Origin of the sequence: Paraburkholderia sp. HD33-4, from assembly GCF_021390635.1 — a bacterium.
GTDB lineage: Bacteria > Pseudomonadota > Gammaproteobacteria > Burkholderiales > Burkholderiaceae > Paraburkholderia.
This window is the reverse complement of record NZ_JAJEJS010000001.1, coordinates 2,678,965-2,691,667: the sequence shown is the minus strand read 5'-3', so window position 1 is coordinate 2,691,667 and position 12,703 is coordinate 2,678,965. Positions and strand designations below refer to the sequence as shown.

The window sequence follows — 12,703 nt, the reverse complement described above, 5'->3', positions numbered from 1 at the left end:
GTTTTTCCATCGCGTATCCGCTCGTACTGGCCGGCCATTCGTCCCATCGTTTTGAAGGAGCAGGGGTTGAACTCGAGTCCACATTTCCCATTCCCGGCCAATGAACCCGAAGTGCACTTCGGTGCCGGCTCCCAGGCCGCCGAACAACTCACCACAGCGCTGAACGTACGCGACGTCGTCGAGATTCCGACCGTGATCGGCGGCCGACGTTACTTCTCGAACGACGTCGTCGAAGTGCGTGCGCCGCATGACCAGTCGCGTCTGCTTGCCCGCATCCACCGTCCGACGCAAGCGCAGATCGGCGAGGCGATCGCGAACGCGAAGTCGGTGTCGCGTGATTGGGCCGCACTGTCATACGCGAGCCGCGCGACCATCCTGCATCGTGCGGCCGAGATCATTGCGACGCGCCAGCGCATGCGCATCAACGCGGCGACCGTGCTCGGCCAGAGCAAGACCATCGATCAGGCCGAGCCGGACTCGGCGTGCGAACTGATCGACTTCCTGCGCTTCAACGCGCATAACGCGCAGCGCGTGTATGCCGAGCAGCCGCTATCGGTATCCACCGCGGTGAATCGCACCGACTGGCGTCCGCTCGAAGGCTTCGTGTACGCCGTGTCGCCGTTCAACTTCACGGCGATCGGCGGCAATCTGACGACCGCGCCGGCGATCATGGGCAACACGGTGCTCTGGAAGCCGTCCGAGAAATCGGCGCTTGCCAACTGGATTTTCTACGAAGCACTGGAAGAAGCGGGCCTGCCGGCGGGCGTGATCAACTTCGTGCCGGGCGATGCGGAACTGACCACGCGTGTCGTGCTGGATTCCCCCGATCTCGCTGGCATTCACTTCACGGGATCGTCGGAGGTTTTTCAGTCGCTCTGGAAGGGCGTGGCCTCGAAGGTCGATGCGTTCCGGACGATTCCCCGCCTGGTTGGCGAGACGGGCGGCAAGGATTTCGTGCTCGCCCATCCGTCGGCCCATCCGGCCGAACTCGCGATCGCGCTGATTCGCGGTGCGTTCGAATATCAAGGGCAGAAATGCAGCGCGGCGTCGCGCGCGTACATTCCGCAGAGCTTGTGGCCTGCCGTGCGTGAACAACTGGTCGAGCGCCTTGCGCAATTGAAGGTCGGCGATCCCGCGGACATCGGCAAGACCTTCATGGGCGCGGTGATCTCGCAGGCGTCGCACACCAAGCTGACAGCCGTGCTGAATGCCGCGAAGGACGACAGCAAGGTGACGGTGGTAGCGGGCGGCAAGACGTGGTCGGAGCCAGGCTTTTTCGTCGCGCCGACGGTGCTCGAAGTCAGCGATCCGAATCACGCGCTGATGACGCAGGAACTGTTCGGGCCTGTGCTGTCGGTGTTCGTCTACGCGGACAATGCCTGGTCGGATACGCTGGCGCTGATCGATGCGACGAGCCCTTACGCGCTGACCGGCTCGATCTTCTGCACGGACCGCTTTGCGCTGCACGAAGCCGAGGCCGCGCTGGTGAACGCAGCCGGCAACCTGTATCTGAACGACAAGCCGACGGGCGCGATGATAGGTCAGCAGCCGTTCGGCGGTGGACGCGCGAGCGGCACCAACGACAAGGCGGGTTCGTATCTGAACCTGCTGCGCTGGGCATCGCCGCGTGTCGTGAAGGAAACCTATCTGCCGCCGCGCGAGTGGTCGTTCGGCGCCTGAATGTCGACACGCATGAAGCCGCGCGAATCGGTTGATTCGCGCGGTTTTTTTATTTGCCGCAAGGATGGCGTGTGCTCGAAACAGCCTCTGGCGGCTCGCGGAGAACCCCCGACGTGACCGATTCAACTGTTTTCGATTTCAAGGCGGGCAAGGTGCCCTTGCTCATTTCCATTCCGCACCTGGGCAGGATCATCCCCGACGATCTGCTCGACGACTATACCGACGTCGCGCGCACGGTCGCCGATACGGACTGGCATCTCGACCAGCTTTACGACTTCGCCGCACAAGCCGGCGCTGCTGTGCTGAGCGCGCGTGTTTCCCGCTACGTGATCGACCTGAACCGTCCTCCGTCGGGCGAAAGTCTCTATCCGGGCCAGACGACCACGGGCCTGTGTCCAACCGAAACGTTTCGTGGCGAATCGCTCTATGCCGATGGCAACGCGCCATCGCCTGAAGCGATAACGGAGCGCCTCGGCACGTTCCACGCGCCGTATCACGCGAAGTTGCGCGAGACGCTCGACGCGTTGAAAGCCGAATTCGGACAGGTGTTGCTATGGGAAGCGCATTCGATCGCGAGCGTATTGCCGCGTCTTTTCGACGGACGGCTGCCCGATCTCAACCTTGGCACCAATGCAGGACGATCATGCGCACCGCAGATACTGGATGCCGTCACGGCGACGCTGGGTAATCAGCCCTTTACGTGGGTGGCGAATGGCCGCTTCAAGGGCGGCTATATCACGCGCGAATTCGGCCGGCCGGAAGAGGGCATCCACGCGATCCAGCTTGAAATGTGCCAGTCGACCTACATGAGCGAAAGCGCTCCATTCGCTTATCGCGCTGATCTGGCGGAGCGGGTCAAGCCGGTGGTCGAGAACATGGTCAAAGCCGCACTCGACGCCATGCAACGCCTGCCTCGATAGCAGAATGAAAAATGCCGTCACCGCAGCATCGCGGTGACGGCAAAAACGGCCGAGATCAAACCGGTCTGGATTGTTAAAACCAGATCAAAGCGACTGTGTGATTTGCGGCACAGCTTCAAATAGATCGGCCACCAGACCGTAATCCGCGACGCTAAATATCGGCGCTTCCGCATCTTTATTCACCGCAACGATGACCTTCGAATCCTTCATGCCAGCGAGATGCTGGATGGCTCCCGAGATGCCGACCGCGATGTAAAGCTGCGGCGCAACGATCTTGCCGGTTTGCCCGACCTGCCAATCGTTCGGTGCGAAACCGGAATCGACGGCGGCGCGCGACGCACCGACTGCCGCACCCAGCTTCTGCGCGAGTGGATCGAGCAGAGCGAAATTTTCCGCGCTGCCCATCCCGCGACCGCCCGACACCACGATGCGTGCGGACGTGAGTTCCGGACGCTCGCTGACTGCCACTTCCCGGCGCACGAAGCGCACCCGTGTCACGCTTTCCACCGCTTCGTGACGTTCGAGCGAAGCTGCGCCGCCTGTGGGACTGACGGCGTCGAACGCTGTCGTGCGAATCGTCGCTACCTTCACCGCGTCGTCGCACTGGATGGTCGCGATCGCGTTGCCCGCATAGAAAGGCCGGTCGAACGTATCAGCCGAATGAATCGTGATCACGTCGGAAAGCTGCGACGCATCGAGTTTCGCCGCGACGCGCGGCGCGACGTTCTTGCCCGCCGCTGTTGCGGGGAAGAGGAGATGCGAGTACGACGACGCGAGCGACAGCACCTGCGCCGCGACAGGCTCCGCGAGTCCTTCCGCCAGGCTCGGCGCATCGATCAGGATCACCTTGTCCACGCCGGCGATCTGGCAGGCAGCCTGTGCAGCGGCATCAGCCTGATGACCGGCAATAAGCACGTGGACGCCATTGTTCAGCTGGCGCGCGGCCGCCACCGTGTGCAAGGTCGATGCCTTGATCTGCGCGTTGTCGTGTTCGGCGATAACGAGAGTGGTCATTTAGATTACCTTCGCTTCGTTTTTCAGTTTGTCGATGAGTGCCGCGACATCCGCGACTCGTACCCCAGCCTGACGCGCTGCGGGTTCCACCACCTTCAGTGTCTTCAGTCGAGGCGACGGATCGACGCCGAGATCGGCAGGGCTGAGCGCATCAACCGGTTTCTTTTTCGCCTTCATGATGTTGGGCAGCGTCACGTAGCGCGGTTCGTTCAGCCGCAGATCCGTCGTGACGATGGCGGGTAATTGCAGTTCGACGACTTCGAGTCCGCCATCCACCTCGCGCGTCACAGTCGCGGTTTCGGCGCCGACCTCGATGTGGCTCGCGAAGGTCGCTTGTGGCCAGTCCAGCAGCGCGGCGAGGAGTTGTCCGGTCTGGCCAGCATCATCGTCGATGGCCTGCTTGCCGAGAATCACGAGTTGAGGTTGCTCGCGCTCCACGGCTGCTTTCAGCAGCTTGGCGACAGCAAGCGGTTGCAACTCCGCATCGGTCTGAATATGCAAGCCACGGTCCGCGCCGATCGCGAGCGCGGTGCGCAGCGTTTCCGCGCTTTGCGCCGGTCCGCAGGTGAGCACAACGACCTCGGTGGCCTTGCCCGCTTCCTTCAGGCGAGTGGCGGCTTCCACGGCAATCTCGTCGAATGGGTTCATCGACATCTTCACATTGCCGATGTCGACGCCCGTCTGATCCGCTTTCACGCGGACCTTCACGTTGTAGTCGACAACGCGTTTCACTGCAGCAAAGACCTTCATATGTGAGTTCCTTGGTTCTCGGAAAAATGGGGAGCCCGCGTCTCGATCAACACCACCACGGCAGCGACGCCGTGTAAGGCGGACGGGACGGGTGTGAGCGACAGGCCGGGGCCGTGGGCCTTGCGTACCAGCATCGTCGATGAGGCGAGTCGCGTTGCGGCCGTGCTGTGCGCCGTGCGCCAGGTGCAGCTTCCGTCCAGCGGCAGGACCAGTGCAAAACAACCGCTGGTGACGAGCATGTCGTTGCGCAGCAGGACGACGCGCGCATGATAGCGATCGCGCTTCACCATCGTATTGAGCGCGACGACGGGGCCGTCACACAGCGTTGCCTGCCATTCGATCTCGCCTTTGTATTCCGTGGCTTGGCCGGGTTTGAGCGCGACGGTATCCGTGCCATTCCTCAGTTCGACGCCGGCGCCTTGTACGACAAGCGACTGCCGGTCCATACCGGGGAACAGCGAGTACGGACCGTCGCGCTGCACATCGGCGAGACTGATGCGCCAGTCGCCGCCCGCTGCTTCGGCGAGGGGACGCGTTGTGCCTCCACCATTGCGCCACGCCTTCGGTGCGATCGACATGAGCGTCTGGATCTCGAGCCCGGACGGCAGGCTCGGGTCAGGAGACGGCGCCGAGTCCATATTTGCCTGTCAACAGTTCGCCGGTGGCAAACCGTTCGATCGAATAGGGCTTGAGCGAGACATCAGTCTGCAGGCCCAGTGCGCTCTGCGCGAGGATCTTGCCCACGGTCGGCGAAAGTTTGAAGCCGTGGCCGGAGAATCCGTAGCCAACGGTGAGTCCGTCAATCCCGGGCAGCGGCCCCAGGACGGGATTCCAGTCGGGCGTCACGTCGTACACGCCTGTCCACGACGACGCGATGCCCGCTGTCTCATAGGCCGGAAACCGCTCGGCGACCTGCATGCCGACGTCGACAACGTAGTCCATCGGAATGTCGCCCTGTTCGGTGTCGGCCGCGTTCAGTTTTTCGCCGACCACGCCTTCGCTCACCAGCATCTGGTTGCCACCGTAGCTGCGGTAATACAGCATGCCTTGGGACGCGAGATCCTTGAAAACGGGCATCGTGAACGTGTAGGGCGCTTCGGTGCATTCGAGGGCCAGCACGGCGTGGCGTTCCGGTGCGATGGGCAGCGTCTTGCCGGTCCAGCCGGCGAGTTCCGGCGTCCAGATGTTCTGTGTGCTGATGACCGTCGAAGTCCCGAAGTCGCCGATGCTGGTCGACACACCGGCCACCTTGCCGTTTTCGATCAGCAGTGTGTTGACGTTGACGTTCTCGCGGATCGTCACGCCGCCACGCCGCGCGGCGCGCGCGAAACTGGTCGCCGTGAGATAGGCGTCCGCGAAACCGGCTTCCGGCTCGTAGCCGATCAGCGCGGCGTTCTCGAACTGCGCGATCGGCATGAGTTCGCGCGCCTGGCGCGCGTCGAGGAGTTCGAGCGGAATGCCTTGCTGCTTCTGCTGGTCGAGCGACGCGCGAAGCGGTTCGAGCTTGTCGCCTTCGGCCGCGACAATCATGTAGCCGCACTTCACGAGGCCGCAGGACGCCTCATCGTCGCCGAGATACGTGGCGAAGTCATTGAACACGGACCACGATTTGCGCGCCAGTTCGACGTTTTCCTTCACCGAATAGTGCGTGCGCAGAATGCCCGACGATTGCGACGTCGTGCCTGCGCCGATTGTCGCGCGATCCAGCACCAGCACGTTTCTGGCGCCGAGCTTTTGCAGGTGGAACGCCACCGAAGTGCCGATCACACCCGCTCCGATCACCACCACATCATATGTATTCACGATTCCGCTTCCTTGTTGGTTAGCTACCGTGAGCGCAGTGTGCGGTCTTCGATTCGTATCCTCGCCAATATCAACGGCGGCGATGTTTAGCAGAAGCGCCGTGCGTGCTGCGGTGCCCGGTACGAGGCGAACGCCGCCAATCCAACCGCCGCTTGTATGCAGCATCAACGCTGTTGATAACGTCACGAGACATTTTGATGCGAACTACGATCCGTCCAGAACGTTTCGACCAACGGGTTTGCGTACATGGACACACACAATCAGCCTGGCGATTCTATCGAGCGCGAGTCGATGGAATATGACGTGGTGATCGTCGGCGGCGGCCCGGCGGGCCTATCGGCGGCCATTCGCCTGAAGCAGCGTGCCGCGGAAAAAGGCGTCGAAATCGGCGTCTGCGTGCTCGAAAAAGGCTCGGAAATCGGGGCGCATATTCTCTCGGGCGCGGTGATGGACCCCCGTGCGCTGAACGAACTGATCCCGGACTGGAAGGAAAAGGGCGCGCCGCTGGTCGTCGAAGTGACGGAAGACCGCTTCATGTTCCTGAGCCAAACGGGCGCGAAGTCCGTGCCGAACTGGGCGCTCCCCGACAACTTCAAGAATCACGGCAACTACGTGATCAGTCTTGCCAACGTCACGCGCTGGTTGGGCCAGCAGGCCGAAGCGCTGGGCGTCGAGATATTCCCGGGCTTTCCCGCGGCTGAAGTGCTCTACAACGACGATGGCTCGGTCAAGGGCGTCGCGACGGGCAATCTGGGCATCGGCAAGGACGGCGAGCCGACCGAGAATTTCCAGCTCGGGATGGAGTTGCACGCGAAGTACACGCTCTTCTGCGAAGGCGCGCGCGGGCATCTGGGCCGCCAGCTTTCGGACAAGTTCAAACTGCGCGACGGCGCCGATCCGCAGGTGTATGGCATCGGCATCAAGGAACTGTGGGAAATCGATCCGGCAAAGCACAAGCCCGGCCTGGTGATCCACACGGCTGGCTGGCCGCTCGATACGCAAACCTATGGCGGCTCGTTCCTGTATCACATCGACAATAGCCAGGTGATGGTCGGTTTCGTGGTTGGCCTCGGCTATTCGAATCCGTATCTGTCGCCGTTCGAAGAGTTCCAGCGCTACAAGACGCACCCTGAAATCCGCAAATTCCTCGAAGGCGGCAAGCGTGTCTCATACGGCGCGCGGGCAATCACGGCGGGGGGTCTGATGTCGCTGCCGAAGCTCGCGTTCCCGGGCGGCGCGCTGGTTGGCGACGACGCGGGCTTCCTGAATGCCTCACGGATCAAGGGTTCGCATGCGGCGATCAAGACGGGCATGCTCGCCGCCGATGCCGCTTTCGACGCCGTGCAGGCCGGCCGTCAGAACGATGAATTGGCCGCGTACCCCGAAGCATTCAAGTCATCCTGGCTGCACACCGAGTTGCACAAAGCGCGCAACTTCAAGCAGTGGATGAGCAAAGGCCTGTACCTCGGCACGATCATGGTCGGCCTGGAACAGAAAATACTAAAAGGCAATGTGCCGTGGACGCTTCGTCACAAGCACTGGGATCATGAGACGCTAAAACCGGCGTCGCAGTGCAGGCCGATCGCCTATCCGAAACCCGACGGCAAGCTCACATTCGATCGTCTGTCGTCTGTGTTCATCTCGAACACGAACCACGAAGAGAACCAGCCCGCACATCTGACCTTGAAAGACGCGAGCGTGCCGGTCAAGGTCAATCTGCGGACCTATGCGGGCCCGGAAGCGCGCTTCTGCCCGGCAGGCGTCTACGAATTCGTGAAGACGGACGACGGACAGCAGGACCGTCTGCAGATCAACGCGCAAAACTGCGTGCACTGCAAGACGTGCGACATCAAGGACCCGACGCAGAACATCGTCTGGGTGACGCCCGAAGGCGGCGGTGGGCCCAACTATTCGAACATGTGACGCAGCGATGCATCCCTGCGGACGCGCTCGATGCTCAATGCTCCGAAGCGGAGCGCCTCATGTTGGATTTCCAGACCCAATGGGTCGCGTTGTCGATCATGCCGTGAAAGATTCCGATGACTTCATCCATCGAAATAGTGGACGCCACCTTGTGCTCGATCCACAACCCATGGACAAGCGCCATTGCCTGGATGGCGTGGATGCGTGCCATCGCCGGGTCGCATCCGGCCTGCTTCAGATCGAACAGAAAGTTGGAACGCAGCCGCCGCGAGAACGCGGCGCACAGGCGCTGGACTTCCGCGTCGTGCGCGGACGAACTCCACATGTGCGGCCACACGTTAGCGGCGCCCGGGCTCATAACTTCGTGGTTGAAGCACATGTCGGCGGTGAACTTCATGCGTTCGACGGGATCGGCGATGCTGCGACGACCACTGGTCAACTGTTCGCGCATTCGTCGGATCAGGTGCATGAACGTCTTGTAGACGAGATTGCTTTTGTTTTCGAAGTGGTGATGAACGAGCCCGACCGACACACCGGCGTAGTCACTGACTTTACGGATGGTGAGATTTTCGAGTCCGACCTCACCGACTACCGCCAACGTGGCGTCGAGCAGTCTCGTACGCATCCCGTCGTATTGCGAGCCGTATTCCTTCCGGGGGTCGGTCGTTGCGACCTCAGACGCCGTTTGCATGGATAGATCCTGAATGTTGATCGACGAACCCCGCTGGGAATGGCTTCGGCAGCCAGTCCCAGCGGCTAGCGAGACCATCTTACCTCGTCGAGAAGCGGCTGAACATCTGTTCAATGCCGATTGCTTCACTTTTCGGCAAACATTGAACATCTGTTCACGCATAAATCGGCCGTTTTGACGTTTTTGCTGTAAAACTGTCGCAAGGATGCCGACAAACGGAAGTAATGTCGCCATGAAAATCATTTTTGACGTGAAGAAAGTTTGGCTATAGTAGGGAAAACTCCGAATGAACTGAACAGGTGTTCAGCGTACGATTGCCGAAATCAAGATGATTGATGTTGTTGTGCTGGTTGTTGGTTCAGTTTCTTGGTTGGGTAGCTGACGCGAAAGCTGGCGATCGATGGAGCGAATGCGTCGTTACATGCCGGAAGACTGGACGTGAATCGAAGATCATGTACAGCTATTAGTAAGTATGACTAACAGCAGTGAGAAGGGTGGCCAGCCGCCACAAACGCAGTGCCGCGCTTGCGAAACCCTTGGCTCGGGCAGCACGTGAGCCTTTCTTGAGGAACGGTGATGTCGACGATTGTCTCTTTCAAAAACGTTCAGAAAACCTACGACGGCGAAACGCTCGTTGTCAAAAACCTGAACCTGGATATCCGGGAAGGCGAATTTCTCACCATGCTCGGGCCGTCCGGTTCGGGAAAGACCACGTGCCTGATGATGCTCGCGGGTTTCGAAACGGCCACACATGGCGAGATTCTGCTGCAGGGACGGCCGATCAATCGCATTCCTCCCGAGCGGCGCAACATCGGCATGGTGTTCCAGAGCTATGCGCTCTTTCCGCACAAGTCGGTCGCCGAGAATCTGGCGTTTCCCTTGAAAGTGCGCAAGGTCAGCAAGACGGACATCGAGCAAAGGGTGCAGCGCGCACTGAAGATGGTGAACATGGAGAAGTTCGCGCATCGGATGCCGGCTCAATTGTCGGGCGGACAGCAGCAGCGCATCGCGGTCGCGCGCGCACTGGTGTTCGAGCCTGCGCTCGTTTTGATGGACGAGCCGCTCGGCGCGCTCGACAAACAGCTTCGCGAGCAGATGCAGTACGAGATCAAGCAGATTCACGCGCAAAGTGGTCTGACGGTGGTGTACGTCACGCACGATCAAAGCGAAGCGATGACCATGTCCGATCGCATTGCCGTGTTCAATAACGGTGTCATCCAGCAACTCGCTACGCCGTCGAAGCTCTACGAGGAGCCCGAAAACGCGTTCGTCGCGCGCTTCATCGGCGAGAGCAACGAGCTGAAGGGCATCATCGCCGACGTCAGCGACGAGCGGTGCACCGTCAAGCTCAACGGCGGCCACACCATCAAGGCATGCACGGGCGCGGCGATTTGCGCGTCCGATAGCGCATGCGTGTCCTTGCGCCCCGAGCGCGTGGCGATCGGCGAATCCGCCAGGTCCTGCGACAACGTGTTCAGCGGCGGCGTGAAGGATCTCATCTATTACGGCGATCACCTGCGCCTCGTGATGCGGATCTGCGACAAGGACGACTTCATCGTAAAGCTGCCGAACGATGGCGCGGCCCGCGCACTGCGTGTCGGCGATTCGGTACACGTCGGCTGGATGGCCGAGGCGTGCCGGGCGTTGCAATAGCCCGCCGGATGTTCCGGATGACGCGGCGATATCTCCGATGAGCGCCGCTCGCGTGCCTGGCTCGCTGTCAGGCTGTTCCTGGTCTTCGATGCCGAGGCACAAGACCGTGCGCCAACCCGAAGAGGCGGTTTCGCTGCCGCACTGAAAATGATCCTTCCCACTGACATGACTGTCCCGGCGAGCGAAGTCCCTGCGATGCTCGTGGACGAATCGAAAGGGCTCAAAGCCAGGCTGCGCCGGGCAGAACGCGCGGAGCGCGCGAAAGCCTTGCTGCTGGTTTTTCCGCTGCTTGCCTTTCTGCTAGTGACGTTTCTGGTGCCCATCGGGAGCTTGCTGCTGAAGGGCTTTCGCGACCCGACCATCTCCAACGAACTGCCGCACGCGGCTGCGTTGCTGCGGAGCTGGGAGCCCGCCTCGGGCAAGATTCCGGGCGATGCCGTCTATGCGGCGTTCGGCAGCGATCTCATGGCGGCGAGAGGGAGCGACGGCGTGAGCCGCGTGGCGTCGCGTCTGAACTATGACGAAGCGGGCTTGCGCAGCCTCATCATGAAGACGTCCCGCCATCTCAGCGAGGACGCCACGGGTTCATGGCACAGCCGCCTGAGCGCGATCGATCCGAAATGGGACGACGTCGCTGTCTGGAGCACGCTGAAGTACGCGGCGTATCCGTGGACGATCGACTACTACCTGAAAGCCTTTGACTTCAAGCGCGACGCGTCGGGCGCGATTGTCCGCCAGAACGAGGGGCAACGTCTGTATGTGGATGTGTTTGTCCGCACGGCATGGGTCAGCGTGCTCGTCAGCTTCCTGTGCCTGCTGTTCGGCTATCCGGTGGCTTACTTCCTCGCCAACATTCCGGCGCGATACAGCAACCTGTTCATGATCATGGTGTTGCTGCCGTTCTGGACGTCGATTCTCGTGCGGACCACGTCATGGGTGGTCGTCCTCCAGACGCACGGTGTGGTCAACGATCTGCTCGTGCATCTCGGCATCGACCGGATGGCGCTGGTCTACAACCGCTTCGGCGTGCTCGTTTCGATGACGCACATCCTGCTGCCGTACGCGATCCTCTCGCTTTACAGCGTGATGAAGGGTGTACCGGGCGTCTACGTGAAAGCCGCCCGCTCGCTCGGTGCAGGTCCGATCCGCTCGTTCTTCCAGGCCTATTTTCCGCAGACGCTGCCAGGCGTGGGCGCGGCCGGCATGCTGACCTTCATCCTCGCGGTGGGCTACTACATCACGCCTGCCATCGTCGGCGGCCCGGACGATCAACTCGCGAGCTACTACATCGCGAATCACGTGAACACCACGCTCAACTGGGGTCTCGCGAGCGCGCTCGCATCGGTGCTGCTTGTCGGCGTGCTGCTGATCTACGGCATTTTTGTGCGCATCACCGGCGGCGCCGGCGTCAAACTGGGGTAAGGCACATGTTCAACTTTCCTGCTTACGTAACGGTCTGGGGACGCGCGGGGCGCATCGCGTATGTGGCGCTCTCGCTGACAGTGCTGGTGTTCCTGGTATTGCCGATCCTCGTGGTGATGCCGCTGTCGTTCAACTCACAACCGTATTTCACGTATCCGTTGCCGGCTTTGAGCCTACGCTGGTATCAGGAGTTCTTCGGCAGCGCCGACTGGATGCTGGCGCTGAAGAACACGCTCATTACCGGCGTGGTGTCAACCGTCATCGCCACCGTGCTCGGCGTGACGGCATCGCTCGGCCTGACCAGCAGCCGGATTCGCGGCAAGCAGATCATCACGGGCATCCTGATCTCGCCGATGATCGTGCCGCTCATCATCACAGCAGTGGGCGTGTACTTCGCATTCAGCCCGCTCGGTATCACCGATAGCCTGCTCGGCCTGATCCTCGCGCACGCCGCGCTCGGTGCACCGTTCGTGGTGGTGACCGTGACGGCGACACTCGCGGGCTTCAATGAAACTCTGAGCCGCGCGGGCCGCAGCCTGGGCGCCTCGCCGCTGCGCGTCCTGCTGCAGGTCAAGCTGCCGATCATCGCTCCCGGTGTCGTGTCCGGCGCGCTGTTCGCGTTTGCGACGTCGTTCGACGAGATTGTCGTTGCGCTTTTCCTCACGGGCCCGGACCAGCGCACGATTCCGCGTCAGATGTGGGCCGGCATTCGCGAGCAGCTGAGCCCGACGATTCTCGCCGTCGCGTGTCTGCTGGTGGTGATCTCGACCCTGCTGTTGATGACGCTCGAAGTACTGCGCCGCCGTACGGAACGACTGCGCGGAATCAATCAATTCGCCTGAGACCG

The 12,703-nt window shown here is 61.4% G+C and carries 11 protein-coding genes; 6 read left to right on the top strand and 5 right to left on the bottom strand.

What is annotated here, in order from left to right; genetic code table 11:
• Positions 1-66 precede the first annotated feature (66 nt).
• Both pruA and hutG read left to right on the top strand, forming a co-directional pair.
• Positions 67-1,680 carry an L-glutamate gamma-semialdehyde dehydrogenase gene (gene pruA, locus L0U84_RS11885; RefSeq protein ID WP_233850071.1) on the top strand — a complete coding sequence of 538 codons (1,614 nt, stop codon included), beginning with the start codon at positions 67-69 and terminating at the stop codon, positions 1,678-1,680.
• Positions 1,681-1,793: 113 nt separating this feature from the next.
• Positions 1,794-2,600: an N-formylglutamate deformylase gene (gene hutG / locus L0U84_RS11880; RefSeq protein WP_233850070.1), complete on the top strand. Its 807-nt coding sequence runs from the start codon at positions 1,794-1,796 to the stop codon at positions 2,598-2,600.
• Positions 2,601-2,684: 84 nt separating this feature from the next.
• Here the strand turns inward: hutG and L0U84_RS11875 are convergent, their stop codons facing one another.
• The 4 genes from L0U84_RS11875 to L0U84_RS11860 are packed head-to-tail and all read right to left on the bottom strand — an operon-like array spanning position 2,685 to position 6,167.
• Positions 2,685-3,614, bottom strand: a complete 930-nt coding sequence (locus L0U84_RS11875) for an electron transfer flavoprotein subunit alpha/FixB family protein (RefSeq protein ID WP_233850069.1) — start codon at positions 3,612-3,614, stop codon at positions 2,685-2,687.
• Positions 3,615-4,364: an electron transfer flavoprotein subunit beta/FixA family protein gene (locus L0U84_RS11870; RefSeq protein ID WP_233850068.1), complete on the bottom strand. Its 750-nt coding sequence runs from the start codon at positions 4,362-4,364 to the stop codon at positions 3,615-3,617.
• Positions 4,361-4,942 (bottom strand): HutD/Ves family protein, encoded by a 582-nt coding sequence (locus L0U84_RS11865; RefSeq protein WP_233850067.1) that lies wholly within the window; start codon positions 4,940-4,942, stop codon positions 4,361-4,363. The genes L0U84_RS11870 and L0U84_RS11865 overlap by 4 nt, the downstream gene beginning before the upstream one ends.
• Before the next feature lie 37 nt (positions 4,943-4,979).
• Positions 4,980-6,167, bottom strand: coding sequence for an NAD(P)/FAD-dependent oxidoreductase (locus tag L0U84_RS11860; protein WP_233850065.1), 1,188 nt, complete (start codon positions 6,165-6,167; stop codon positions 4,980-4,982).
• 246 nt (positions 6,168-6,413) lie between these two features.
• On the opposite strand from L0U84_RS11860, the gene L0U84_RS11855 reads away from it, so the two are divergent.
• Entirely contained in the window at positions 6,414-8,090 is a 1,677-nt protein-coding gene (locus L0U84_RS11855; protein ID WP_233850063.1) for an electron transfer flavoprotein-ubiquinone oxidoreductase, read from the top strand.
• A 34-nt stretch (positions 8,091-8,124) separates the two neighbouring features.
• On the opposite strand, the gene betI is transcribed toward L0U84_RS11855, so the two are convergent.
• Positions 8,125-9,015 carry a transcriptional regulator BetI gene (gene betI / locus L0U84_RS11850; protein ID WP_233850061.1) on the bottom strand — a complete coding sequence of 297 codons (891 nt, stop codon included), beginning with the start codon at positions 9,013-9,015 and terminating at the stop codon, positions 8,125-8,127.
• 342 nt (positions 9,016-9,357) lie between these two features.
• Here betI and L0U84_RS11845 point away from each other — a divergent pair, with 342 nt between their 5' ends.
• The 3 genes from L0U84_RS11845 (at position 9,358) to L0U84_RS11835 (ending at position 12,698) form a co-directional block, all read left to right on the top strand.
• Complete coding sequence (locus tag L0U84_RS11845) at positions 9,358-10,434, top strand: ABC transporter ATP-binding protein (protein ID WP_233850059.1); 1,077 nt, start codon at positions 9,358-9,360, stop codon at positions 10,432-10,434.
• A gap of 147 nt (positions 10,435-10,581) precedes the next feature.
• Entirely contained in the window at positions 10,582-11,856 is a 1,275-nt protein-coding gene (locus tag L0U84_RS11840; RefSeq protein ID WP_233850057.1) for an ABC transporter permease, read from the top strand.
• 5 nt (positions 11,857-11,861) lie between these two features.
• On the top strand, positions 11,862-12,698 hold the full coding sequence (locus tag L0U84_RS11835; protein ID WP_233850055.1) for an ABC transporter permease: 837 nt from the start codon (positions 11,862-11,864) through the stop codon (positions 12,696-12,698).
• Positions 12,699-12,703 lie beyond the last annotated feature (5 nt).

Coding starts and splice junctions, on each gene's coding strand:
- L0U84_RS11875 (WP_233850069.1), bottom strand. CDS start 3,614: ATGACCACTCTCGTTATCGCCGAACACGACAACGCGCAGATCAAGGCA.
- L0U84_RS11870 (WP_233850068.1), bottom strand. CDS start 4,364: ATGAAGGTCTTTGCTGCAGTGAAACGCGTTGTCGACTACAACGTGAAG.
- L0U84_RS11865 (WP_233850067.1), bottom strand. CDS start 4,942: ATGTCGATCGCACCGAAGGCGTGGCGCAATGGTGGAGGCACAACGCGT.
- L0U84_RS11855 (WP_233850063.1), top strand. CDS start 6,414: ATGGACACACACAATCAGCCTGGCGATTCTATCGAGCGCGAGTCGATG.
- betI (WP_233850061.1), bottom strand. CDS start 9,015: ATGGCGACATTACTTCCGTTTGTCGGCATCCTTGCGACAGTTTTACAG.
- L0U84_RS11845 (WP_233850059.1), top strand. CDS start 9,358: ATGTCGACGATTGTCTCTTTCAAAAACGTTCAGAAAACCTACGACGGC.
- L0U84_RS11840 (WP_233850057.1), top strand. CDS start 10,582: ATGATCCTTCCCACTGACATGACTGTCCCGGCGAGCGAAGTCCCTGCG.
- L0U84_RS11835 (WP_233850055.1), top strand. CDS start 11,862: ATGTTCAACTTTCCTGCTTACGTAACGGTCTGGGGACGCGCGGGGCGC.